Origin of the sequence: Moritella sp. Urea-trap-13 (assembly GCF_002836355.1) — a bacterium.
In the GTDB taxonomy this organism is placed as follows: Bacteria; Pseudomonadota; Gammaproteobacteria; order Enterobacterales; family Moritellaceae; genus Moritella.
Map to the genome: position 1 here is coordinate 130,930 of NZ_PJCA01000028.1, position 24,153 is coordinate 155,082.

Genomic DNA, 24,153 nt, shown 5'->3' on the forward strand with positions numbered 1-24,153 from the left:
GAGCAATGTGAGCAATGTCTTGTCCTACCGAAATAAATACTGACTTCCTGAAGAACAAGGTAATAGTAATCATTCTCATTTGGATATGCAAGGATTTCCGACCAAAAACTTAAAATAATTTTTCCCCTGAATTTCAGGCACTAAAAAGCCCAGCGATACTGGGCTTAAAAATCACATCTAAATAACCACTATTAATCAGCCATTAAGCATCTATAGTTAGCTGCTTCTCTACTGATTTCGCATAACCAGCCAATACAGTCGCATGCAACTCGGTTGGTATCGTTTGCAAGTGCGCAGCAAATTTAGCGCGTTGACTTGCGGTTACCGAACTCGCCGCCTGCTTATATTCAGCGGTAGCATGTAATTGTTCAGCGGCTAATAAATTAGTGCTATGCAGGTGGTAATTATTATCGATGACTTGATCAATACGCAGCGCTAATTCATTGGCATCGGCAATATCATCGGTAATATCATCGGTAATAACGTCACCAAAGGTGACATTAACATGGCCTTTAAAGCCGACAATACCTTGCACAATACTATCAATATCTTCAAATTCAGCTTTATTGTACTCACCAGCAGTCGCTAACTGACAAATCTCATTGGCTTTCGCCGCATCGTTTGGATCAAATTCATAAGAGATCGCCACCGGCACGATATTTAATGATTTCATGTACTCGGGAAAGCTAATTTTCTCGCCCTTACCATGCATATACATCATTTTTAAAATCGCCGGATCAGTCTGATCATTACCGTCTTTAGCACGACCTTCTTTCTGGGCGATCCAAATAGATTGGTGTTCTGCTTTGATTGAATGCGAAATATAACCCGATAGTGACTTAAAGGCCGCGATCATTTCACGTACACCCTTGGCTGAGCGTTTTACAATGAAACTTTTATTTAAGCGCATCAAATCTGCTACAAATGGCTTTTTCAATAAATTATCACCGATAGCAATACGCACAGTATCAAGGCCATGATGGTGTAATGCCCAGTTTACAAATGCTGGATCCATGGCTATATCGCGGTGATTGGAAATGAATAAATAATTCTTATCTTTATCCAACTTCTCGGTACCATTAAAGGTTACTTGAGTTGTGGTTGTCGCAATCATTTTTTCCATATAAGCGATCACTTCGTGTTGAATTTCACTCACACTCGTAATATTGCGACATTTACGGCGTAACAATATGCGGATCATTGGGAATATCACCCAACTAAAATTTTTGATCAAGCGTGGGAATTGAAAATGCGCGATCGCAGTAATAAATTCTTTATCGTTAACCAAGCGTTCAACAACACTGGCTATTTCGTCATCATTAAAAGGACGAATATCATCGTATAAACCGACGTCAGTTGCCATTCGGCACCTCAATTGCGTGTAAATTAAAAGCGTAAAATCAGGGACGCGGCGATTATACCTTAACTACCAATACATTTACTGTAATAAAACAAAAAAGGCGCTAAACTTTTCACAGCTCGATGAATCAGTTTAGCGCCTTTCGCCCTCGTGCTCGCTAAGTTTTACTAACTCAGTTTTGCACTCGTGAGGTTGTTGTTACTATTACCTTGAAAAGTAATAACACTTGCCAATTTAGTTAATAGCACACCATATAATGGTAAGAATATAGCCAAACTAATCAATAATTTAAAGCCGTAATCCACCGTTGCGATTTCAACCCAGTTAGCCGCCATAAAGGCATCTGAACTTTGGTAGAAGGCCACAAAGAAAAATATAATAGTATCGATTAAGTTACCAAATACCGTTGATGATACTGGTGCAACCCACCAGGTTTTTAATTGTCTTAAACGATTAAAAACAACGATATCAAGCGCCTGACCGAATAGATAAGCCAAAAAGCTTGCCAGCGCAATACGCCCAACAAAACTATTAAACTCGCTTAAACCAGCAAATCCTTGATAACTACCTTCAAAGAACACCACGGATAACGCATACGAGATCACTAATGCCGGTAACATAACTTGCGCAATAATGCGTTTTGCCATGCCAGCACCAAAGACACGAATAGTCAGATCGGTTGCTAAAAAGATAAACGGAAATGTAAATGCTCCCCACGTCGTGTGGAAACCAAATATATTTATTGGAAGTTGGACTAAATAGTTGCTCGCTGTGATCACTAAAATATGAAAACAAGAGAGACAGATCAACGCTTGACGCGTCTGCATTGCAGTTAATTCACGCATAATAAACCTTTTTAGTTAAATTCATGGGGTGAGGGAACCCATGCAAATTGTATCCGCCCTTTCAATTGAAACAGGCGGACGGGCATTATACAAAAGCTGGCCTTGAATTCAATGTAATTATATTTCAGACATAAAAAATTCACTCCGAATGAGTGCATGGTGTGACGAACCCGTAGGAAAAAAGATGACCAGTACCGCTTATCCAAACGTAGCCCCAACCCTCTTTAATGCTACAGCGCGGCTTACAAACTCTTACATTTACGTCGTTTACACGACGATAAAACGAGGTTAATATCTTCACCCATGCGGACATCGTATAATGGCATTACATCAGCTTTCCAAGTTGAAAACGTTAGGTTCGAATCCTGGCTGACCGCTCCAAACATTAAAGCTACTCATCGAGTGGCTTTTTTTGTAAGTAATATTCTAAGCAAGTGATGCCCACAGTAATTCGGTTTCACAATCCCCCCTCTGAAACACACCTTTATTATGTTAAAAATCATGCTTTCTTACCAATATGTCTGGATCGGCATACCACACCAAATAACACCGCGTAAATACATCATTATATCGTCTCATCACAGTTTTAAAATAACATTACGGTAACAAAACCATTCACTGATCTGGATCAGTTTCCTTGTTTTTCAACTTGTTATGATTACCCATAAATAAGTAACTCATAACATAATCACTGACTAATAAAGGATGAACACGATGGATATCTGGACTAAACTTTTAAGCGATCTTTTTTCTGATACTGTTGGCATTGCTTCATTTAGCGTGATTGCACTGACCTTTATTATTGTTAGCGTACTCATCAGTATGTTTATTGTGAAAAGCCGATAACCACCCAAGGTTAATCGCTACACCTCAATAATTATCAGCAAATAGCGACTATAATTAATGTATCATCATGAATGTTAGCCGCTTTACGCCGCCTAATTAAGGACATTCAACCAACCGGAGATGTCCATGATCACTATTATCAATCTAGCTGAAGCCAATCTATTTATTAACCTGTCACAAACCATCACCCACAATGATTACGAAACCGTATTAGAACCGGTGATCGCCGATATCCTCAAACAGCATCAGCAAGTGAATGTCTGCGTTATATTCGCCAATGATTTTGCCGGATTCGAGCTACATGCGTTGGTTGATGATGCGATGATGGGGATAAAGTATTGGCAATACTGGCATAAAATAGCGTTTATTGCCGAACCGAAATGGTTGCATACGCTGGTAACAACGATTGAAGCGATCAACCCGATCGAAGTTGAAAGTTTTTCAACGACTTTACAGGCTGAGTTATGGTTTAACGAAGAAGAAATTTTTTAATATTTAATAGGGATAGTAGAATAAAACTAACTGGCCGTTAGCTTTGCTGCAATTTCAACATTACTGCGATTTCAACTTTGCAGCTATTTCAATAAGAGCGCCCTGCTCTTCTTCACGGGCAACCGCCAACCATGCACTGCTGGTGTAGTCTTCAAATTCAAATAATAAATTAATATCTTGGTATTCTAATACCCAAGCATGACGGTCTGCGCCCCAATTTTTATCACATACCCGCGCGTCTAATACCGCCACCAAGGTTGGTGCCAGTGCGGTAAAATTTTCAAAATTCAATGTCGCATGCTCTAACATCAAAATATTAGCCGTTGCTTGTTGTGTTGCGAGAGTCCAGCTCATGGTTTTATCCTTCCCTATTATTCATAAAATACGATCTGATTATGCGTCAGATAAAACTAGTCGTAAGCCGCTATTTTAGTCAAAAATTGACGACCGAAGCGTTCCAATTTAACGTGACCAACGCCATTTATATCTAACATTTCAGCTTCATTTTGCGGTTTTATCTCCGCCATTTCGGCTAATGACGCGTCATTAAACACCACATACGGCGGAATATTTTCACTATCGGCAATGTCTTTACGTAACTTACGCAGTGCAGCAAAGAGTTTGCGATCATAATTAAAATTAGCGATACGACTACTGCGTTTTGGTGCTTTATCTACATTGGTAATAGGCTGTAAGCGTGGTTCGGCTAATTCCAATGCCTGCTCACCGCGTAATACCGGGCGCGCCGCTTCGGTTAACTGCAATACCGAGCTACGGGTAATGTTTTGCAACAGTAACCCGCTGTGAATTAACTGGCGCAGCACACTTAACCAATGCTCTTGCGATTTAGCCTTACCAATGCCAAACGTCGACAACTTATCGTGACCACGTTCTTTCACGCGTTGGTTTTGCGAGCCTCTTAAGACATCAACAACATACGCCATACCAAAGGCTTGGCCAACGCGATACACACACGACAATGCCATCTTCGCATCTTCAGCACCGTCATAACGCTTCGGCGGATCGAGACAAATATCACAGTTACCACAGGGCTTATCGTTAAACTCACCAAAATAATTCAGTAATACCTGACGACGACAAGTTTGTGCTTCTGCAAACGCCACCATGGTATTGAGCTTGTGCATTTCCACCCGCTGCTGTTGTTCGTTTTCAGTTTGTTCAACCATATAACGCACGCGCATGATATCGGCCGGATCAAACATCAATAATGCTTCAGCTGGTAAGCCATCACGCCCTGCACGACCAGTTTCTTGATAGTACGATTCGATATTTTTAGGTAAATCATAATGCACCACAAAACGCACATTGGGTTTATTGATACCCATACCAAAGGCAACCGTGGCCACCACGATATCAAGTTCATCGCGAATGAAAGTTTCTTGAGTTTCTTGGCGTTCCTGCTGCGATAACCCAGCATGATAAGGTTTGGCATCAAAGCCAGCACGACTTAGGCCTTCAGCAACTTCTTCAACACGTTTACGGCTGGTGCAATAAACGATACCACTGACACCATCCTGCTGTTTTACATAACGCTTAAGTTGATCTAACGCTTTGAATTTTTCCACCAGTGAGTAACGAATGTTAGGTCGATCGAAACTCGACATACTCACTTTCGGCTCATGCATTTGCAATTGATTAAGAATGTCTAAGCGTGTGGCATCATCCGCGGTTGCCGTTAATGCCATCATAGGTACATTCGGGAAAAACTGTTTTAACTTTCCTAATTCATTGTATTCAGGTCGAAAGTCATGACCCCAAGAGGAAATACAATGGGCTTCATCAATGGCAAACAAACTGATTGGAAATTGCTGCAGGTATTGTAAAAAATCCCCCACCATCAAACGTTCTGGTGATAAATACAAAACCTGTAAACGGTTGTTCTGTAGATCATTATAGATTTGAGCTGATTCTTGGCGCGCCAAGCTAGAATTCATATACGCAGCCGCGACACCACTGGCACGTAATGCATCGACCTGATCTTTCATCAAGGAAATAAGTGGGCTCAGCACTATGGTTAAACCACCTCGCACCAATGCTGGCACTTGATAGCATAATGATTTACCGCCACCTGTAGGCATAATAACGAGACTATCGAGACCAGCAACCGCATGTGCGATCACCTCTTCCTGACCCATGCGGAATTGTTGATAACCAAAAACACTTTCAAGCACTTGTTGCGCGGATGGCAGGGTAGAAACGGTTGCAGTCATGGTGGTTCGATCTCAATATAAATAATTGGGGGTACGCAGTTCATCGAATCTGCGAATCCACGATTTTAGCAGTATATACATGCTGTAAACAAACACTAGTAAAAACAAAATCAGCAGATCGACATTAACAAAATAATCCAGTGCATAAAATTGGCCTAAACTAAGGTGTGAATAGGTAGTAACTCGCTAATCGAAAAGGACATTCAATTTGAATAGATGCAAACAGGTTATTTTAATTATTTGCTTTATTGCTATCGTTCCAACAACTAACAGCCAAGTATTTCCATCGGCTGGTACTGCTTGGGTATTAACTGGCCAACACCAAAGTTCCACAGCGCCAGATTGGCAACAACAATTTAGCACACCTGAAACCGTATCTCGCTGGGAAGAAAATCATGCCGATATTAGCATTGGCGGCCATTACCAACATGCCACCAAAAAAGTCGCCAGAATAGATTATATGTATAACCAAAAACTAGAGTGGAAAATGGGCGTTAAAGAGCAGTATTTACGTCACCAACTCAGCCAATCTCAGCAAGACTATGAATCCCTGTTTTTACACTTCCAAAATGATACTGAAATGCCATTACCGAAAAACACCAACGGCCACCTAACGCCCCTTTATGGTGTACCTGAAGTCGTCGCCATTAAAAATAGCGACTCACACGCAGCGCCAATTAAATTACTGACGATGCCACTGCAACAACCGGTAACCTTGGTCAACCAACAGACGTTATATCTACTCTCATCAGAAAAGCTCGATGGCTTAACCCTGCAATTTAAACACTCAGACGAGAACCAGCAACTCGCCGCTTCCAGCGTTAATATTGCCTATGCGACAAAGGCCATAGACCGTTCATCATCGAATCCCAAAAATGAAGATACAGACTGGCAACCATTAACTAAAAGCGCATTAAGTAATACAACCAAAGTATCTTGGCTGCCACCCAAAAGCTGGCCAAGAGTGGCATTTACGCTGGTATTAAATCAACAAACGTCGGTGGCTCACGCACGTTTTTTTGTGCTCAAAATAACCATCAATACACCATCAACAGGGCTACAGCTAGCAGGTATCAATTTACCTTCCTGGTATAACATCACTCAACATGGGGACAAACAGCAGGTCACTATCTCTGGTTGGGATCCAGTGAATGATATCAATAAAGATAATTATATCGATGATCGAGAATACGCAATGCGCAAAAATAACCAAGCCAGTGCACGCTTCCCCTATCAAGCTCGTCTCGTCCCCCTCGGTCGTATGTGGAGTCCACAATCTTCATTTTGTTATACCAACTTATTCACCGTCGCCAATCGTAAGTTATTGGCTGAATATCTAGATCAACATTGGCAAGCGCAAGGCTTTGTCGGCGCTTACAATGATGATTTATATCGGATCCCAGGAAAAGTGCAATTCCCGAGTAGCAATGAAGGTAAGGTATTGGAGCTACAACTGCCAATCAAACAAGTAAGTCCACACTATTGGCAGCAACTCAGCGCATTTACCCAAAAATTACAGCAAGCAGGAACGGAACGCTGGATAGGCGCTAATATTTCAAACCTGAACTTATTTACCGAACCAGACTTATTGCCAGTGAAAAACGGCTTTAACTTCTTTGTCCGTGAAGATTATATTCACCCAAGCATGGGATTAGCCCACAGGGATGGGCTACTGCAACGCTGGGAACACTTTGTTCTGGTCGCGCAAGGGAAACGTAATATACTGATGGCCAATACCCGCAAAGGCGGAAAAGTTAGCTGGCAAGGTCATACCGCTGCCAACTGGGAACATGATAAAAGTACCAATCTGGCGATCTTTTATTTATTGAATAATCCCAGCCTCGATTTTTACCAGCAATGGAATAATAGCTTTTACTATTCTAGTGCAAATACCGAAAGCGATAATTTCTATCAAGCCGGTATTCCTAAAAATGTAGCTTACCAACCAACCAGCATGTTACGCCATGACATTGGTAAACCGATTGCTGCACCCGCTAATTACCCCGCGGTCAGTTATGTCGATGCGGATAATAATATTATCGCCACCAGTCGTGATAACCAACTCAGCGTCAATGATCAACTGCTATCAATTACCCCGAGCCATTGGTTTTACCTGCACCAGCAAACGACAAGCACATTCCCTTGGCAGCAAGTACAACCACCCAAGACAGCTGTGATAGCCCGACTATACCAACAAGGGTTAATCCTCTACTACACAGATCTGCATGGTAAAAATAAAATATTTGGTCAGCAAGCTACAACGACCGTTGCGTTACCGGGTCAATACCGCAGACTGAATGCCGATGGCAGCCTAGGTAAGCTTACCGACACCATTACGCTCACTGGTTATCAAGGTGTTATTTTGATCCCAGAACAGCCCGCGACATAAAAGAAAAGTAAGCGAATAGACAATTTCAGGTGTATTCGCTGCAAAACTGAGTTACCTTAACGTAACTCATGAACTTAGTGAAAAATTAATTAACCACCAAGCTTAAGCAGGATGCATGCAAATAATAACCGAGCAAGACGTAATTGACCAAGAGCTCACTGAACAACAGATGCTCGATTTCATCAGTGATATGTTTATGAATCAAATGCCCTTTAATGATTTACTTGGTATGCGGATCACCAGTTACACCACTGACAGTATCGAATTACGGATCAATATGGATGATAAGCTGATTGGCAACCCGATCCGGAAAATACTCCACGGCGGGGTGACTGCAAGTCTGCTTGATGTAGCAGGCGGTATGTTAGTTGCTGCGGCAGCTATTCCACAAATGACCACCAAAAGTGCCGCTAACTTCCATAGCAACCTGAAATCACTGGGTACCATCGACTTACGCGTCGACTATTTACGTCCAGGCTGGGGAGATGAGTTTACCGCCACAGCACAGATTATCCGATCTGGTAACAAGGTAGCAGTAACGCGAATGGAATTGCACAATCAAGCTGGGGTACACATTGCTTTTGGTACCGGCACCTATTTAGTTGGTTAGCCAATCGCAAAGATAATTAATATCACTATCGCTGATTATCCATCATTGTTATGCTAGCCGACCTATTTATTCCTATAAAAACCGCTGGCATAACCAATGACAACCAACAATGATACTAAGCACGGGGTGATATTCGCCGTTCTCGCTTATGTAATGTGGGGCATGGCACCGCTCTATTTTAAACAATTACAGCAAGTACCAGCGTATGAGATTTTAGCCCATCGTGCGCTGTGGTCATGTATTTTAATTGCCGCATTACTCAGCCTATTTAAATTATGGCCAATGGTAAAGTCGGTATTATCCGTGCCTAAGAACGTGTTATTACTGCTCTGCACATCATTACTGATCAGTATTAACTGGTTAACTTATATCTGGGCAGTGAATAACGATCACTTACTCGATGCCAGTTTAGGTTATTTTATTAACCCGATTATTAACGTTTTTCTCGGCATGGTATTTTTATCTGAGAGACTGCGTAAGTTACAGTGGGCGGCTATTTTACTGGCGGTGATCGGCATCTTGATCCAAGTGTTCACACTCGGTTATCTACCTTGGGTGGCGTTGGTATTAAGCTGTAGTTTTGGTTTCTATGGGTTACTGCGTAAGAAGTTAAAGCTCAATGCACTGGTTGGTCTGTTGATTGAAACTATTATCATGCTGCCTATCGCGGCAACTTATCTATTTATCTTTGCGGACTCTGCGACATCAGATCTCGGCGCTAATAGCCTGCACCTTAATTTACTGTTACTCAGTGCCGCTTTTGTTACTACAATACCGCTATTGTGCTTTAATCATGCAGCGGTACGCTTACCGTTATCAACATTAGGTTTCTTCCAGTATATCGGCCCTACATTGATCTTTATTCTCGGTGTGACTCTGTATGATGAAGTGGTAAACACTGAAACGCTGATGACCTTTGGATTTATTTGGGCAGCATTAGTGGTATTTAGCATTGATGGTTTTAAAAATAACCGTCATCAACGGGCAAAATTAAAGTCTACATAACTCGATTCAACATGACTATACAAGTATAGAGTTCACCATCAGCCCTCAGGTCAATTGTTACTGAGCGCTGATGTTATTCGTTATCCTCATGCAAAGCATAATCTTCCAGCTTCAAAAACGTGACAGGTACTTCAAGTCGACCTGGTACTAAATTGCCAAACTTGTCATAACCACCGTCTAAAAATGAGATATTCACTTCTGATACCGCGAAAAAAGTCGTTAGTAATGCGGCTCCGGAATTCGTAAAGCAAGAATTCGCATCAGTTTCTCCAACGAAGGTACTTGTCACTTTTAACTCAATGAGTAACTCACAGTTACCGCTAATACTAAGTTGAGACTGAGTCAAACTGGCTAATACTTGCGGGAAATAATAAGCACCAGCAAAATCAGATGCACGTGGGATCGTGTAGCTGTATAAACGAATAAGACCGTTGGGCGTGGCGACGAGCTGCAGAATACGCTGGCGGAATGGTTTGTTTGCCGAGTCAATAATATTACTCTCGATATACAACCATTCGCCATCAATACGCTCTTGCCAAATCGGTAATATTTGCAGGCCGATATTAACTTCACGTCCTTGAATAACATCGTTTGTAGAGCGATGAATGCCCACTAGCCATTGCTTTAATAACGCGGTATTTTCTGATTTAAATACAGCAGAATAAGCGAATGAGCTGAATAGGCACATAAGCGCGACGATAAATCGTAATATCAAAATAACTCCCTGTAGCCACATAGGTAGCGCTAACGTCCAAGTTAGCGTGTAGTATGCAGTGATACTATCCTAAAAAATCGCGCAACTATACTACAAAAAGTTGAATCTGACTATAGAGCCTGCAATCTAGCGTAAGATACTACCAACCATTTACTACCGAGTTGATCGAACTCAATTTGAATGCGACATTGTGGACCACTGCCTTCATAATTCATCACAATACCTTCACCAAATTTGGCATGTAATACACGCTGACCTAATTGATAACCCGTAGACTCAAATGACATTTTTTCAGCACCGGCACTAAAACGTCCAAACTGCGTTGGTTGGCGGATCTGGGTTTTTAAACGGATCTCTTCAATGTACTTTTCAGGTATTTCACGGATGAAACGTGATGGACGGTGATTCATCTCTTTACCGTATAAACGACGTGACTCAGCGTAACTAATGTAGAGTTTTTTCATTGCACGGGTTATACCCACATAACAAAGACGGCGTTCTTCTTCCATACGGCCTGATTCTTCGGTCGATTGCTGACTTGGGAACATGCCCTCTTCAACACCCACCATAAAGACTACTGGAAACTCCAAACCTTTTGCCGAGTGTAATGTCATCAATTGCACTGCATCTTCAAATTCATCCGCTTGGCCTTCTGCAGATTCTAATACCGCAAAAGCTAAGAATGCCGATAACTCGGTCATTTCTTCACTGTCATCAGGGATCTTAAAACCACGGGCAGCAGAAACGAGTTCGTCTAAGTTCTCAATACGGGATTGGGCTTTCTCGCCTTTCTCCAGTTGGTACATAGATTTAAGGCCCGAGTGTAATACCACGTGATCGATTTGTTCATGTAGCGCTAACTCAGCAACATCGTTATCAAGTTCGGTGATCAGCTCAACAAACTTACGGATCGAACTTGCTGCACGTCCGGCGATCAAATTGTTATCGAGTAAATAGATCGCGGCTTGCCACAAGGTTGAGCCCTGTTCACGACTCGCATCTCGTAATAATGACAATGCGCGATCACCAATACCACGGGTAGGTTTATTGACGATACGTTCAAATGCAGCGTCATCATCGCGGTTATTCTTCAGGCGCATATAAGCCATCGCATCTTTCACTTCAAGACGCGCGAAGAAACGTAGTCCACCATAGATACGATAAGCGAGTTGTTCTTGTAATAATGCATCTTCCACGACGCGAGACTGGGCATTGCTGCGGTATAAGATCGCGCAATCACTGAGTGAGCCGCCTTTATCTTGCCACTCTTTAATGCGGCCAACGACAAAACGTGCTTCATCGACTTCATTGAATGACGCATACAAGGAGATCGGTTCACCTTCTTTATCTTCGGTCCATAATTCTTTGCCCATACGCTCGCTGTTATTGACGATAAGCGCATTGGCGGCATTCAAAATATTACTGCTCGAACGGTAATTCTGCTCAAGCTTAATGGTTTTTGAACCTTCAAAATCAGTTAAGAAGCGTTGGATGTTTGCTACTTGCGCGCCACGCCAGCCATAAATAGACTGATCATCATCACCCACGATCATCAAGTTACCGCGATCACCCGTCAGCATACGTAGCCACGCATATTGGATATTATTGGTATCTTGGAATTCGTCTACTAGGATGTTAGAAAAACGCTCTTGGTAATGGGCTAAAATATGCGGTTTGTGCAACCAAAGTTCATGTGAGCGTAATAACAGTTCGCCGAAATCGACTAAACCAGCACGATCACAAGATTCTTGATAGGCTTGATAAATCTTGATCCAGGTACGTTCAATCGGATCATAAGCCTGTAAATGTTCAGGGCGTAGACCTTCGTCTTTTTTACCGCCGATATACCACATCGCTTGTTTTGCTGGCCACTGCTTTTCATCTAGATTCATGGCTTTGATCAAACGTTTTAATAAACGCAGTTGATCATCACTGTCAATAATTTGAAATTCAGCTGGCAGACCGGCATCGAGATGGTGGGCGCGTAATAGACGGTGAGCGATACCATGGAAGGTACCAATCCACATGCCTTGCTGGCGGCCTTTTAATAGCTTATCAACACGGCCACGCATTTCTGCGGCGGCTTTATTAGTAAAGGTTACTGCTAATAAAGAATAAGGTGAGCAGTCTTCAACCTGCATTAACCAAGCTAAGCGATGTACCAATACTCTGGTTTTGCCACTACCTGCGCCAGCTAAAACCAGCATGCTTGATGGTGGGGCCGCAACGGCATTACGCTGCTCATCATTGAGGCCGTCCAGTAAGAGAGATACATCCATAATTTAGTCACCTTAGACTGTATATTTAATCAGTAGAATAAAAGGATTATAACAGGCTTGTTAATTCATCCAAGTGCGTTATTTCAATATCGGGTAAATGACTGCTTTTGTTACTGGTCATTAACGATTGTTGTTGATCATTAAACCAAGCTGACATAAAGCCATTGCTGATTGCACCAGCCACATCAGACTTAAGGTGATCACCAACATGGAGAATATGTTGAGGTGGTAATGCTAAGGTTTCTGCCGCAAGGGTAAATAAATCCGGATAGGGTTTCATTCTCAAGCCATTGCCCGGTTTTATCACTGCAGTAAAGAACGGCGTTAGGCCAATTTTATCAGTATCGACATTGCCATTGGTTACTGCAATTAACGGGACTTTACTCGCCAGTTCAGATAACACCGCAAAAGTATTTTCAGGTACGACAAAGTCACTGCGCACGGCCAGTACTTGCGTAAAAATATCTTCGGCAACAAAGCGCGCGTCTTGTTCACTATAACCATGACGTAAAAATAATGCGGTTAAGCAAGCAATGCGCATCGCACTGACATCATGTACCAAGCTCGGTTGTTGATGCATAACCTGGCGCTTTAATAGCAACCAAGCATTGTTATCTAAATGCGTAATGTGTGGATATTGGCTGCGTAAATGCATGTGCATCCAAGCCTCGGCGCGGCGCACCACAGGACCGTTATCATATAAGGTATCGTCAAGATCGAAACTCATGGCTTTAATCTGTTGTAATCGTCGATAGAATTTCATCAATCCTCTCTGTTCTTTTTCTTTGCGCGAGGGTGCGCAGCATCATATACCTTAGCTAGATGTTGAAAATCTAAACTGGTGTAGATCTGCGTGGTACTGATATTAGCATGCCCTAATAATTCTTGTACGGCACGTAAGTCGCCACTGGATTCGAGCATATGGGTGGCAAATGAATGGCGTAATTTATGCGGATGCACATGACTGGTGAGTGTTTGTTGTTGTCCCCATTTCGCCATACGGCTTTGCACACTACGATGTGAGATCCGACGGCGCAGCTGACTGACAAATAATGCCGGTTGCGCGCTATCAGCATATTCACAGCGTACTTTCAGCCATGCTTTTAATGCGGTGATCGCGACACTGCCGATAGGTAACTGACGCTGTTTATCGCCTTTACCAATCACGCGCATGGTTTTTTCACTTAGTTTAACGTCTTTTAAATCTAAATTAACCAGTTCATCTAACCGTAAACCCGCCGAATACATCAACTCCATCATGGCTTTATCACGCAGCACTAAAAACGGAGCATCTTTTTCTTCTGCATTGGAAACCGCGAGTAATTGATTAATTTCATCGACATCCAGATTTTTGGGTAATGATTTATGTTGTCTGGGGGCTGATACACCTTTAGCAGGGTTGGCACTCAAATCACCTTGCAGTACCAAATAATCACAAAAACTGCGCAAGGCGGATAATTTTGTCGCCAGACTGCGCGGCGATAAACCCAACTTATGATTTAAAGTCGCTAACTTACGTACTTGGGATGCATCAAGCGCACGCCATTCCGTGAGCGGAAATGTCAGCATTTGCTCGGCGAATAAGGTCAGATGACGGCGATAGTTACGCGCAGTATGCAGACTCAATTGGCGCTCACTGGTGATATAACGTAAAAACCGTTCAATCGGTTTAAGCAATTGTACAGGTAGATCGCACGGTGCAGGTAGGTCACTACCTGCGGCGATATTATTTTTTGATGGCGTTGTCACGTAAAGGCATCAGTTGCGGTAACAGGGTAGAGATAATGCGGCAAAGTTGACCTAACAGCAAGTTATCCATGCCCGCTTGGTAATGATCGGCGTTGGCACTACCGATAGCGAGTAAACCATATTCGCCACGCTCACCCAGTGCCATTAAGGCCACTGAGTTAACCAAGGCATCTTGGCCAAACAGCAGGGCTTTATCGACACCTGCCACAGGACCAAAGTAATGGTCACCACCGGCAAATTGCTGCTGACGCATGCGCACTAACTGTCCCGCTGAAATAGCCAGCGGCAGATATTGTGATTTAAGATGAAAGTAAGCTTCATTAAGATGTAAATTAACCGCAGCTAAAGGCAATTGCGATTGAATTTTCGTCACCAGAATACGCTGCATTTGCATCACTGAAGTGCAATTAAACAAGGCGGTATAAATATCTGCATAGATACGAAATAATTTATCGTTGTCAGCGGCAATAGCCACTAACTGTTGTAACTGTTGTTCTAGTTCGGCAATACGTTGACGCTGACGTTCTAATCGCAAGGTAACCAAAGACACACTGCCTTGCGCACCATGCGATATCGGTAGGGAGTCGACTAAATCATTATTACGCACAAAGAAATCCGGATCCGCCTGCAGAAAAGCAATCACATCTTGCTCTGTTAGCACCGACGGTTCCGCGATTAACATCGACGCTGCAACGTCGCTCATATATTTATTTGTCCATCGTAAACGAGTGTTGCAGGACCAGTCATAAAGACCGGTGTACCAGGACCGCGCCATGATATTTGTAATTTACCGCCAGGCAGTTCCATACACACATCTTGACCGAGTTTCCCCTGTAATTGACCGACAACCGCTGCCGCGCAAGCACCAGTGCCACACGCACGTGTTTCACCGACACCACGTTCATATACCCGTAACTTGGCATGTTCCGGTGACAATACCTGCATGAAACCAGCATTAACACGGTTAGGAAAACGTTCATGATGAGCGATCGCATGACCAAGATCGGCCAACGGCGCCGCATCGATGTCATCGACTAACGTGACACAATGTGGGTTGCCCATAGACACAGCACCACAAAACACCGTGCTGTCTAAGGCGCGTAAAATATAGGTTTTTTCCTGCTGCTTGGCACGGAATGGTATTTTATCAGGGGCTAATTCAGGCACCCCCATATTCACCGTGATCTGACCATCGTACTCCACTTGTAACGTGATCTTACCTGAGCTAGTACTTACCGAGATTTTACTTTTATTGGTTAAACCTTTATGACGCACGAAACTAGCAAAACAGCGCGCGCCATTACCACACTGCTCCACTTCGCTGCCATCGGCATTAAAAATACGATAGTGAAAATCAAGATCAGGATCATAAGGTGCTTCGACCACTAACAGTTGATCAAAGCCAATACCGGTATTTCGATCCGCCAAACGACGGATATTGTCATTATTAAAAAATACATTTTGGGTCACACAGTCAACAACCATGAAATCATTACCCAAACCGTGCATTTTTGAAAACTGTATAAACATATGAACCTGTAACCCTTATTTCATTCTGTAGGTAAATACTACTGTGCAGGTAAAATCGCTTCGTCTTTCCAGATCTCAGCCAGTTCTTCTCGACGACGAATTAAATGCGCCACATCACCATCAACCATCACTTCAGCAGGTCGACTACGAGAATTATAGTTAGAGCTCATGGTTGAGCCATATGCACCGGCAGAGCGTACAACAATATAATCATCCATAGCGATGGTTAAATCACGGTTCTTACCTAAGAAATCACCAGTTTCACAAATAGGACCAACCACGTCATAATTGCGAGATTCACGCACTAATGATTTATTCACTGGCGCAATCGCTTGCCATGCACTGTATAGCGCTGGACGAATCAGATCATTCATTGCCGCATCGACGATAGCAAAGTTTTTATGTTCAGTAAGTTTAATATATTCAACTTTACTCACCAAAATACCGGCATTAGCCATGATGGCACGGCCCGGTTCAAAAATAAGCGCCAGTTTACGACCCGCTAACTTATCTTTTAATGCCTGTGCATATTCCGCTGGCAATGGTGGCGTTTCGCCTTCATAAGGCACACCTAAACCGCCGCCGACATCAAGATGCGTTAGCACGATGCCTTGTGCTGACAATTTATCAATTAATACCAACAACTTATCTACCGCCTCTAGAAACGGTGATAATTCAGTCAATTGAGAACCAATGTGGCAATCAACGCCGTTTAATTTAATACCCAGCATTTTGCTGGCCGCTTGATAAACACCTTCAGCCAGATCGATGTCGATACCGAATTTGTTTTCTTTTAAACCGGTAGAGATATATGGATGCGTACCGGCATCAATATTCGGGTTAACGCGGATAGATATTGGCGCTTGTACACCTCGGCTTAACGCAATTTCATTAATGCGCTCTAACTCAGATGTCGATTCAACATTAAAACAATGAATTTGATGATCGAGTGCTAAATTAATTTCAGCGATGGTTTTACCGACACCCGAGAACACTATTTTGCTTGGATCACCACCCGCCGCTATCACTCGTAACAATTCGCCACCTGAGACAATATCGAAACCTGATCCTAAACGCGCCATCACGTTAAGCACTGCAATATTCGAATTAGCCTTTACCGCATAACAAACCAAGTGCGGGTGCTCACCAGCAGCATCATTAAATGCGTGCCAATGGCGTTCAATTGTCGCTCGGCTATATACATATGTTGGCGTACCAAATTTTTCTGCAACGTCTGCAATCGCACACTGTTCCGCAAATAACTGGCCATCATCCTGATAATTAAAATAATCCAATGCTCTATTCCTTTTCTTTAATTCGTAAACACATCCATTCATTGTCGATCATGCAACAATGCTTGTTTATTCTGCTGCAGCGTTTGGCGTCTCACTCGCGGTATTGTTATCAACACTTGTCGCTGTCTGTGTTGTTACCTGTTTTGGCTTGGCTTTCGCCGCATCAGGTCCCGTTCCAGGTGCATATAAAGGACCTGAAATACCACAACCACTCAGTAAGCCAGCACTAAATAGAAAGGCTAATGTAATAAATGTTGTTTTTCTTGCTTGGCTCATAACCGACTCAATGATAAATTAATTCTATCCCTTATAATCGCACTGACAAAATTAAAAGCAATAGGATTAATAAAAAATGACTGATTCAGAATTCCACGAACAAGTAGATGAACTATTAATTAGCTTTGAAGAGATCATTGATGACAGTGATGTTGAGCTCGATTATGAAAACAGCAACAGTATTTTGACTCTATACTGCCGTGATGGTTCGCAAATCATTTTGAACAAACAAGCACCATTACATCAGCTTTGGGTAGCAACAAAAGCCAATGGCCATCACTTTGAATTTAACAATGATGTGTGGATTGATAATCGCACGCAGCAGTCTTTATCTGTGGTATTGACCGACGCGGTTAAAAATCAGGGCGGTGAAGACGTTAACTTCTAGTATGCAATGCTACCAATGACGTAAATAGACGTGATTGGTATGCTTTAGCTAATTGCTAAATTTTAAGCAAAGAAAAAGGCCGCACTAGATAACTAATGCGGCCTTTTTACGTTGTCGTAATAGCTCATATCCTTGAACTTATTGTGCTCCCTGCACTTAGACGTTTTTACCTAATCCGTTAGGTGATTTACTTTTCCCCAATCCTTTGAGTTGTTCCTTTGGCAATCCTAGCCTAACAAGTCATCCTAACCTGTTTCTCATCTCCGTCCTGGAGGTGTCCTTTATTCACTCAAAATCCGTGAGTGCTATCCTTGTAATCCACCACATCCTTGCGGTTTCAGTAGAGGGCCAAGTCATCATCCTGATGAGCTTCCTGCTTCTCTGGAAACAAATATAACAAACCTAAAAACAATAGATAGCGATAAAAAAAATTAAATTATTGCCACGACACGAATTCTCCAGTGAAAATTGCTATAAATACCGTGAGAATAGGCTTTAAGCAGTAAAGTAGCAGCAATAAATATCTTCACACCCGAGGATCACCCCTGAATATAAGTACTATGTCTCTGAGCATGAATAGTCGATCTCTTACACGTCAATTTAAGTGGATAAACTCATCTTCAGTATCCTGTAAATCAGCAGCTGTTTATTTGTGATCGAGATCACTCTACCTTATTAATCACCACTAATAATCAATCCAAAAGGCGCTAATAGTTGTTCCTGCTGCCAGCTGCAAATCGTCACACCGTACAAATTAACCTGTCTCGGGTCGAGACCGGTTAAATCTACGTGACTTAAATTACAATACTGAAGATTAAACTGCGACCAGCTTTCTTGAGAAAACTCACCGCGGCTCAAATCAGAACCCTGTAATGAGGCGCCGACTAAATTACAGCCGGTCCAGCGGTTTTCATACAACTCACATTTTTCCAACCGCTGATCAGCAAGGTTGGCATAACTCAAATTACATTGCGTTATATAAACAGAACAAAAGAAGATTTTTTGGGTAATATAATTAGCAAAACTGGCACGACTAAAATCGCCGCCCTTTAAATTACAGCCACGAAACTCACTACCAAAACACTCAGCACCAATAAACCGGCTCATATTTAAATCGCAATTTTTAAAACTCGCGCCTTTCAAGTCAGCATAATCAAAACAGCAACCGCTGATATCCCCTTGCTCGATAAATTTACAATCAACAAACTCAGCATCACTTAACTGGGCATGATTAAAATCACAACGGTAAAAGGCACAGCGTGTAAAAATCATCGATTCAAGGTCTTGTTCGCTAAAATCGGTTTCTATAAATTTGTTATCGGTGGTCTTCATTATGTTCATCTCTTGCTCGAATTAGCCTTAGATTACTACCAACATGCAGCTCATACCTAACACTATTACAGGACTAAATTGAAATGAAAACACATGATTCAAATGGCGATTTTAAGCTGGATAATAGCGCTGTAGTAAAGATAAAAAGAATCAAATTGAGTCGTAGCCGAATGTTCAACAGCGATTACGATAAGCCTTGTTAAGAGCGCTAAACATAGATGGGCATAAATGCACCATACCTGCAAGGAATTGTACAAAAAACCAGCAAGGCAAACACTTGGCGAAACGTTGAAAATAGACGTGAAAATAAAACAGCGGATAAAGAAAAGGACGGCATAAATGCCGTCCTTAAATAGTCGTGTAGCCCAATCCTTGAACTAATTTTGCTCCCTGCAAATTGACTTACCTAATGTCCTTTAGGTTTAACTCCCAATCCATCGGGTATTTTTTATTACCATCCTGGTACAATAAATCAAGCCGATTTATTTCCTCTCCATCCTGGAGGTGTCCTTTATACTCATATCCGTTGAGTGTCCATCACATCTTCATCCTGAAGATTTTTCCTTGCGACCACATCCTGTGGTAAATCCTATTCGATAATCCATATCTAGTTAGTAATCCTTACCAACTACGTCTGCGTCCTTACGGATACCTACTATAGAGAAATCCCATTTTGCTGCAATGCATAAATCGACTTTTTTGCATAAAAAATACAAGATCTAGGTCACAAAACAAATTTACAATCTTAATATCAATAACTTAAAAGCAATGACAAGGTGTATCACATGGCTGAAAACGAATAAGCCCACAACAATAAAATATCAAAGTCTTACAGTTAAAATGGTCAATGTCTTACAGTGTAAAATCGAATTAAAAACTAAAAGTTGTCGTTTTCAATAAAATCACCTAATAGGTGACAATGATTGATATACAATGCGGGACTATTTCGCCGATACGTAAGGAATGACTTCTAATTCTTTATTTTCAGAATAGACGATATCGTAAAACTGCGGTAAGTTGAAATTAGCAAAGGTACCTTCGTTACGCGATTCTTCTTGAGAATTGGTATAAAAACGATGCACACCTTTAATTAACTCATCTTTATTGCCACTTAAATGTTGATACGTTTCTACCCGGTTAGCTTCATCAACGATATAAACGTTAAAACCGTTTTTATAATTCTCAAAAAAGAATTGTACTAAGCCTTCTGATGAATGCGATTCAACCGCCAAAGGCGTACCTTCAGCTGTGGTAGTTTTATCAATTCGTAATGGCATCTGCTCTAACTTACGCTCTGAGATATGGTTGTACAGATCCAGCGAACTCTCGAGTTTACGGATAGACACGCCACGGCGTTCAAAATAAATACCAAAGCGCTCATCACTAATGGTCAGCATTTTAACAATCTGATCTTTATCACGTTGTAATCTAGTACTAATACAGTCACGCACCAAACGTTCGAAACTGTGACGGATCAGACCGCGAAAATGCAGGCTATAACAAAACACCTTAATAGAATCAGGTTCTGTCGCATCTTGATGCATTTTTCCCATGATGGTGGTTAACGCATCAACAATACGCTCTTCACCAGAAAAATGCAGTGTCCGTACTTCATTCCAAGAATTACGATAAATCAAATCGATGCTACCCACTAAGCAGGCTTTACAATCACCAAACGAGAATACATCACTGGTATTAGTATCGAATTCAATAATACGACCACCCCAATGGTTCGTCGGATCATGTTCTAAATTCAGAAATATAGATAAATCGCGGATTTCACAAGGACGGCTCAATGCTTGATTAGAAGCGGGTTTGGCATTGATCGGAAATTTATTTTTAAGATCTTTGCAGAATGAATTCAACACATCGCTATTCATATCTGAATCTTGGTTAAAAATATCAACCTGAGTTTTATCAGCCATCAAGCCATTAAAGTAGCTCCAGGCCACCAATTTACTGAGGTAGCCGTTATGCTCTAGAGGTTTACGACCAACAATCTGCATTGGCTCTAACGACGAGTTATATAAGTACCAACCGGCATTATTAAAGCGGCCATCGGGGACTTGCACAAAACTGAGCTGGTGTTCGGATAAATCAGGCGAGATCTGCGGATTAATGTAAGTCACTTTACCCGGCAGAGATTCAAACGCGGCATATAACTTACGCGATAAAATACCGATATCTGCTGGATTAATCGATTCACTGATATTATTGCGACGAGCAAAACCAATCAGATTACGGTAACCCTTCATCATCGCATCCAATAATTCAGGATGCGCTTCTTGCACCTGTTCAATCTTCCAATTGTCGCGGTTATCAAGATGGGCAATACGATCAGGATGCCAATGCCATTCACTAATGACTTCAGCAACAGACGTGCGATGCCATTCTGGACGCGCCAGTTTTTCAGCAGCGCAATTACCACTAAACATTTTCAAGTAAAAACAACGACGTAATAAATCTACACGGGCGTTATCGCCTATTTTTTCGAGATAAGCCGTTACTTTAATTAAAATCTGGTAATAGGTATCGTGTGATAATGCCAATTGCTGTGAAGAAGCTAGTTGTTGTGAAGATGCCAACTGAAAGTTTTCTTTCATTATTTGCGATAATAAACGGTTATTTGGGTATTCAGCTGAGTAAGCTTCCATTAATAAGGTTTTCAATACCGCCTTATAAGGAGAATCGATACCTTTATAGAGCTGCCACAATGCAGAACCAAAATACTCTTCAGCAGGAATACGTGGAAAACCACCTAAATCAACCCACTCGCTACGATCAAGTACGCCATCGGCAACCAATTCATCAACATAATCATCATAATTATTGTCAAATTCAACCGGTAAAATATGCCATAGGCTGGGTTTACCCGCGATCCGTAAGGCACTGCGATAAAATTCATCTAACAAAAGAAAGTGTTGGGCACTGCCACAACTTTCTTTTGTCATCACCGCATTATTTACTTTTCGGAACTTATCTTCGGCAATCAGAAAGAAATTAACTTCTACATGATAAGTTTCAGCCCACGCCGTTATTAGCGTGCACTTCTGCTCTAATAAATCAGCTTGTTCCGCACTCATGACTGGATCATGACAAACCCAAATATCCAGATCACTACGCCAATTCTGACCGATAGAGCCGGTACTGCCCATGGCATATAAACTGTATATAGGCGAACAGGTGGTACATTCATCATCAACTAATTCGACATTTAAGGCGGTTAAATAATCTTGCTGTTGCTCATCGGGGGTAAATAAACAGATACCATATGGCACCGCTGTATCGAGATAAACAGGTAGGTTTGGGTGATTACAATGCAGTAAAAGAGGTAAAATAGCTGTCACTTCACGGCCATTATCATCCATTATAGACAAGGCACGATCAAGTCTAAGCTGATTAAACAACTTAGCTTTTTGCTTCAGTTCAACAATTTTATTCTGCAAAATAAAACCTTAAATGAGGAAAACCATGCTTACTATTAAGTGACTTTTAAACATTAAAAAATCACTTATATGACGGGCACAGAAGTGTGATGATGCTAACAGTTTTCTAGATAATGGTAAACTTATAGCGCCAAAATAGTCACATTATTAAAATGGATAAGCTTGAGGGTCGATTAAAACCATCTAAATAGTTGCTTCACAAGTATTGTGGCCGTTCATAAATTTGTTCTCTATTATTAGAAATTCGGCTGGCACAAACGATCACCGCACATTTTGTAAACAAAAAGAAGTAAAAAAGATCGCAACTCAACAATTTAAATAAAATATTTGCTTTAGGGGTTGCATAACGAATTGGATCTGGATAATATCTGCCTCCTCGATTAGGGGCGCTGCTTCAAAACAACGTTACCAATGTTAATCGAAAGTATGGGGTCCTTAGCTCAGTTGGGAGAGCATCGCCCTTACAAGGCGAGGGTCACTGGTTCAAGCCCAGTAGGACCCACCATATATTAAGTCTGGTTATATCTTTTATAAGATAAGTAACGGGATTTACTATGAAGAAAGAATTCGGGGGCTGTTAGCTCAGTTGGTAGAGCAGTTGACTTTTAATCAATTGGTCGAAGGTTCAAATCCTTCACAGCCCACCACTTTCTTTATAATACAGTATTGTCGCGGGATGGAGCAGTCTGGTAGCTCGTCGGGCTCATAACCCGAAGGTCGTAGGTTCAAATCCTGCTCCCGCAACCAGTTTAAACGATAGCCACAACTATCGCTAAAAAATAATGTGGGTCCTTAGCTCAGTTGGGAGAGCATCGCCCTTACAAGGCGAGGGTCACTGGTTCAAGCCCAGTAGGACCCACCACTTTATTGTGGTGTTACGTTTAAGACGTAAAACTATAAAAGAAAGACTATGGGGGCTGTTAGCTCAGTTGGTAGAGCAGTTGACTTTTAATCAATTGGTCGAAGGTTCAAATCCTTCACAGCCCACCACTTTCTTACTGTTCTTTCTTACTATTAGAGAAACAGTATACAACAGCATTGTCGCGGGATGGAGCAGTCTGGTAGCTCGTCGGGCTCATAACCCGAAGGTCGTAGGTTCAAATCCTGCTCCCGCAACCAGTTTATACGATAGCCACAACTATCGCTAAAAAATAATGTGGGTCCTTAGCTCAGTTGGGAGAGCATCGCCCTTACAAGGCGAGGGTCACTGGTTCAAGCCCAGTAGGACCCACCACTTTATTGTGGTGTTACGTTATAAGACGTAAAACTATAAAAGAAAGACTACGGGGGCTGTTAGCTCAGTTGGTAGAGCAGTTGACTTTTAATCAATTGGTCGAAGGTTCAAATCCTTCACAGCCCACCACT

General features: G+C 41.9%; 20 protein-coding genes and 9 tRNA genes. 15 read left to right on the forward strand and 14 right to left on the reverse strand.

What is annotated here, in order from left to right; all coding sequences use genetic code 11:
* Positions 1 to 202 precede the first annotated feature (202 nt).
* Both CXF93_RS06625 and CXF93_RS06630 read right to left on the reverse strand, forming a co-directional pair.
* Positions 203 to 1,363 (reverse strand): 1-acyl-sn-glycerol-3-phosphate acyltransferase, encoded by a 1,161-nt coding sequence (locus tag CXF93_RS06625; RefSeq protein ID WP_101061647.1) that lies wholly within the window; start codon positions 1,361 to 1,363, stop codon positions 203 to 205.
* A gap of 164 nt (positions 1,364 to 1,527) precedes the next feature.
* Entirely contained in the window at positions 1,528 to 2,205 is a 678-nt protein-coding gene (locus CXF93_RS06630; RefSeq protein WP_101061648.1) for a 7-cyano-7-deazaguanine/7-aminomethyl-7-deazaguanine transporter, read from the reverse strand.
* Positions 2,206 to 2,510: 305 nt separating this feature from the next.
* Here CXF93_RS06630 and CXF93_RS06635 point away from each other — a divergent pair.
* The 3 genes from CXF93_RS06635 (at position 2,511) to CXF93_RS06645 (ending at position 3,543) form a co-directional block, all read left to right on the forward strand.
* Positions 2,511 to 2,586: transfer RNA gene (locus CXF93_RS06635), tRNA-Gly, on the forward strand.
* Positions 2,587 to 2,919: 333 nt separating this feature from the next.
* Complete coding sequence (locus tag CXF93_RS06640) at positions 2,920 to 3,051, forward strand: DUF3149 domain-containing protein (protein WP_101061649.1); 132 nt, start codon at positions 2,920 to 2,922, stop codon at positions 3,049 to 3,051.
* A 126-nt stretch (positions 3,052 to 3,177) separates the two neighbouring features.
* Positions 3,178 to 3,543 carry an STAS/SEC14 domain-containing protein gene (locus CXF93_RS06645; RefSeq protein ID WP_101061650.1) on the forward strand — a complete coding sequence of 122 codons (366 nt, stop codon included), beginning with the start codon at positions 3,178 to 3,180 and terminating at the stop codon, positions 3,541 to 3,543.
* Positions 3,544 to 3,603: 60 nt separating this feature from the next.
* On the opposite strand, the gene CXF93_RS06650 is transcribed toward CXF93_RS06645, so the two are convergent.
* Both CXF93_RS06650 and recQ read right to left on the reverse strand, forming a co-directional pair.
* Entirely contained in the window at positions 3,604 to 3,897 is a 294-nt protein-coding gene (locus CXF93_RS06650; protein ID WP_101061651.1) for a DUF3630 family protein, read from the reverse strand.
* 56 nt (positions 3,898 to 3,953) lie between these two features.
* Positions 3,954 to 5,774, reverse strand: a complete 1,821-nt coding sequence (gene recQ, locus CXF93_RS06655) for a DNA helicase RecQ (RefSeq protein ID WP_101061652.1) — start codon at positions 5,772 to 5,774, stop codon at positions 3,954 to 3,956.
* A 208-nt stretch (positions 5,775 to 5,982) separates the two neighbouring features.
* Between recQ and CXF93_RS06660 the strand changes: the two genes are divergently transcribed.
* The 3 genes from CXF93_RS06660 (at position 5,983) to rarD (ending at position 9,778) form a co-directional block, all read left to right on the forward strand.
* A complete protein-coding gene (locus CXF93_RS06660; RefSeq protein ID WP_101061653.1) occupies positions 5,983 to 8,163 on the forward strand; it encodes a hypothetical protein in 2,181 nt (726 codons plus the stop codon).
* Positions 8,164 to 8,278: 115 nt separating this feature from the next.
* Complete coding sequence (locus CXF93_RS06665) at positions 8,279 to 8,773, forward strand: thioesterase family protein (protein ID WP_101061654.1); 495 nt, start codon at positions 8,279 to 8,281, stop codon at positions 8,771 to 8,773.
* 96 nt (positions 8,774 to 8,869) lie between these two features.
* On the forward strand, positions 8,870 to 9,778 hold the full coding sequence (gene rarD / locus CXF93_RS06670; protein ID WP_101061655.1) for an EamA family transporter RarD: 909 nt from the start codon (positions 8,870 to 8,872) through the stop codon (positions 9,776 to 9,778).
* A 73-nt stretch (positions 9,779 to 9,851) separates the two neighbouring features.
* Here the strand turns inward: rarD and CXF93_RS06675 are convergent, their stop codons facing one another.
* The 8 genes from CXF93_RS06675 to CXF93_RS06710 form a co-directional block, all read right to left on the reverse strand.
* Positions 9,852 to 10,493: a chromophore lyase CpcT/CpeT gene (locus tag CXF93_RS06675; protein ID WP_232784129.1), complete on the reverse strand. Its 642-nt coding sequence runs from the start codon at positions 10,491 to 10,493 to the stop codon at positions 9,852 to 9,854.
* Positions 10,494 to 10,603: 110 nt separating this feature from the next.
* Positions 10,604 to 12,772, reverse strand: a complete 2,169-nt coding sequence (gene uvrD, locus CXF93_RS06680) for a DNA helicase II (protein WP_101061657.1) — start codon at positions 12,770 to 12,772, stop codon at positions 10,604 to 10,606.
* A 46-nt stretch (positions 12,773 to 12,818) separates the two neighbouring features.
* Positions 12,819 to 13,535 (reverse strand): HAD-IA family hydrolase, encoded by a 717-nt coding sequence (locus CXF93_RS06685; RefSeq protein WP_101061658.1) that lies wholly within the window; start codon positions 13,533 to 13,535, stop codon positions 12,819 to 12,821.
* Positions 13,535 to 14,521, reverse strand: coding sequence for a tyrosine recombinase XerC (gene xerC / locus CXF93_RS06690; RefSeq protein ID WP_101061659.1), 987 nt, complete (start codon positions 14,519 to 14,521; stop codon positions 13,535 to 13,537). The genes CXF93_RS06685 and xerC overlap by 1 nt, the downstream gene beginning before the upstream one ends.
* Positions 14,499 to 15,224 carry a DUF484 family protein gene (locus CXF93_RS06695; protein ID WP_101061660.1) on the reverse strand — a complete coding sequence of 242 codons (726 nt, stop codon included), beginning with the start codon at positions 15,222 to 15,224 and terminating at the stop codon, positions 14,499 to 14,501. The genes xerC and CXF93_RS06695 overlap by 23 nt, the downstream gene beginning before the upstream one ends.
* Positions 15,221 to 16,051, reverse strand: coding sequence for a diaminopimelate epimerase (dapF, locus tag CXF93_RS06700; protein ID WP_101061661.1), 831 nt, complete (start codon positions 16,049 to 16,051; stop codon positions 15,221 to 15,223). The genes CXF93_RS06695 and dapF overlap by 4 nt, the downstream gene beginning before the upstream one ends.
* Before the next feature lie 38 nt (positions 16,052 to 16,089).
* Positions 16,090 to 17,346 (reverse strand): diaminopimelate decarboxylase, encoded by a 1,257-nt coding sequence (gene lysA, locus CXF93_RS06705; protein ID WP_101061662.1) that lies wholly within the window; start codon positions 17,344 to 17,346, stop codon positions 16,090 to 16,092.
* A 66-nt stretch (positions 17,347 to 17,412) separates the two neighbouring features.
* A complete protein-coding gene (locus CXF93_RS06710; RefSeq protein WP_101061663.1) occupies positions 17,413 to 17,622 on the reverse strand; it encodes a lipoprotein in 210 nt (69 codons plus the stop codon).
* A gap of 76 nt (positions 17,623 to 17,698) precedes the next feature.
* Here CXF93_RS06710 and cyaY point away from each other — a divergent pair, with 76 nt between their 5' ends.
* A complete protein-coding gene (gene cyaY, locus CXF93_RS06715) occupies positions 17,699 to 18,010 on the forward strand; it encodes an iron donor protein CyaY (RefSeq protein ID WP_101061664.1) in 312 nt (103 codons plus the stop codon).
* Positions 18,011 to 18,685: 675 nt separating this feature from the next.
* On the opposite strand, the gene CXF93_RS06720 is transcribed toward cyaY, so the two are convergent.
* Together CXF93_RS06720 and CXF93_RS06725 are read right to left on the reverse strand one after the other, a co-directional pair.
* The gene (locus CXF93_RS06720) at positions 18,686 to 19,342 is read right to left on the reverse strand and encodes a Qnr family pentapeptide repeat protein (RefSeq protein WP_157824422.1); all 657 of its coding nucleotides are present in this window, start codon (positions 19,340 to 19,342) and stop codon (positions 18,686 to 18,688) included.
* Positions 19,343 to 20,283: 941 nt separating this feature from the next.
* Positions 20,284 to 22,788, reverse strand: coding sequence for a class I adenylate cyclase (locus CXF93_RS06725; RefSeq protein WP_101061665.1), 2,505 nt, complete (start codon positions 22,786 to 22,788; stop codon positions 20,284 to 20,286).
* Between the two features lie 429 nt (positions 22,789 to 23,217).
* Here CXF93_RS06725 and CXF93_RS06730 point away from each other — a divergent pair.
* The 8 genes from CXF93_RS06730 to CXF93_RS06765 all read left to right on the forward strand — a co-directional run bounded on the left by CXF93_RS06730 (position 23,218) and on the right by CXF93_RS06765 (position 24,151).
* Positions 23,218 to 23,293: transfer RNA gene (locus CXF93_RS06730), tRNA-Val, on the forward strand.
* A gap of 66 nt (positions 23,294 to 23,359) precedes the next feature.
* Positions 23,360 to 23,435 (forward strand) — tRNA-Lys (locus CXF93_RS06735).
* Between the two features lie 23 nt (positions 23,436 to 23,458).
* A tRNA-Met gene (locus CXF93_RS06740) sits at positions 23,459 to 23,535 on the forward strand.
* 39 nt (positions 23,536 to 23,574) lie between these two features.
* Positions 23,575 to 23,650: transfer RNA gene (locus tag CXF93_RS06745), tRNA-Val, on the forward strand.
* A gap of 52 nt (positions 23,651 to 23,702) precedes the next feature.
* Positions 23,703 to 23,778: transfer RNA gene (locus CXF93_RS06750), tRNA-Lys, on the forward strand.
* A gap of 52 nt (positions 23,779 to 23,830) precedes the next feature.
* Positions 23,831 to 23,907: transfer RNA gene (locus CXF93_RS06755), tRNA-Met, on the forward strand.
* Between the two features lie 39 nt (positions 23,908 to 23,946).
* Positions 23,947 to 24,022, forward strand: a tRNA-Val gene (locus tag CXF93_RS06760).
* 53 nt (positions 24,023 to 24,075) lie between these two features.
* Positions 24,076 to 24,151 (forward strand) — tRNA-Lys (locus CXF93_RS06765).
* The last annotated feature ends 2 nt before the right edge of the window (positions 24,152 to 24,153 follow it).

What these genes read in the sequence shown, in the direction of transcription:
- CXF93_RS06625 (WP_101061647.1), bottom strand. Translation starts at nt 1,363, where the DNA reads ATGGCAACTGACGTCGGTTTATACGATGATATTCGTCCTTTTAATGAT.
- CXF93_RS06630 (WP_101061648.1), bottom strand. Translation starts at nt 2,205, where the DNA reads ATGCGTGAATTAACTGCAATGCAGACGCGTCAAGCGTTGATCTGTCTC.
- CXF93_RS06640 (WP_101061649.1), top strand. Translation starts at nt 2,920, where the DNA reads ATGGATATCTGGACTAAACTTTTAAGCGATCTTTTTTCTGATACTGTT.
- CXF93_RS06645 (WP_101061650.1), top strand. Translation starts at nt 3,178, where the DNA reads ATGATCACTATTATCAATCTAGCTGAAGCCAATCTATTTATTAACCTG.
- CXF93_RS06650 (WP_101061651.1), bottom strand. Translation starts at nt 3,897, where the DNA reads ATGAGCTGGACTCTCGCAACACAACAAGCAACGGCTAATATTTTGATG.
- recQ (WP_101061652.1), bottom strand. Translation starts at nt 5,774, where the DNA reads ATGACTGCAACCGTTTCTACCCTGCCATCCGCGCAACAAGTGCTTGAA.
- CXF93_RS06665 (WP_101061654.1), top strand. Translation starts at nt 8,279, where the DNA reads ATGCAAATAATAACCGAGCAAGACGTAATTGACCAAGAGCTCACTGAA.
- rarD (WP_101061655.1), top strand. Translation starts at nt 8,870, where the DNA reads ATGACAACCAACAATGATACTAAGCACGGGGTGATATTCGCCGTTCTC.
- uvrD (WP_101061657.1), bottom strand. Translation starts at nt 12,772, where the DNA reads ATGGATGTATCTCTCTTACTGGACGGCCTCAATGATGAGCAGCGTAAT.
- CXF93_RS06685 (WP_101061658.1), bottom strand. Translation starts at nt 13,535, where the DNA reads ATGAAATTCTATCGACGATTACAACAGATTAAAGCCATGAGTTTCGAT.
- CXF93_RS06695 (WP_101061660.1), bottom strand. Translation starts at nt 15,224, where the DNA reads ATGAGCGACGTTGCAGCGTCGATGTTAATCGCGGAACCGTCGGTGCTA.
- dapF (WP_101061661.1), bottom strand. Translation starts at nt 16,051, where the DNA reads ATGTTTATACAGTTTTCAAAAATGCACGGTTTGGGTAATGATTTCATG.
- CXF93_RS06710 (WP_101061663.1), bottom strand. Translation starts at nt 17,622, where the DNA reads ATGAGCCAAGCAAGAAAAACAACATTTATTACATTAGCCTTTCTATTT.
- cyaY (WP_101061664.1), top strand. Translation starts at nt 17,699, where the DNA reads ATGACTGATTCAGAATTCCACGAACAAGTAGATGAACTATTAATTAGC.
- CXF93_RS06720 (WP_157824422.1), bottom strand. Translation starts at nt 19,342, where the DNA reads ATGAAGACCACCGATAACAAATTTATAGAAACCGATTTTAGCGAACAA.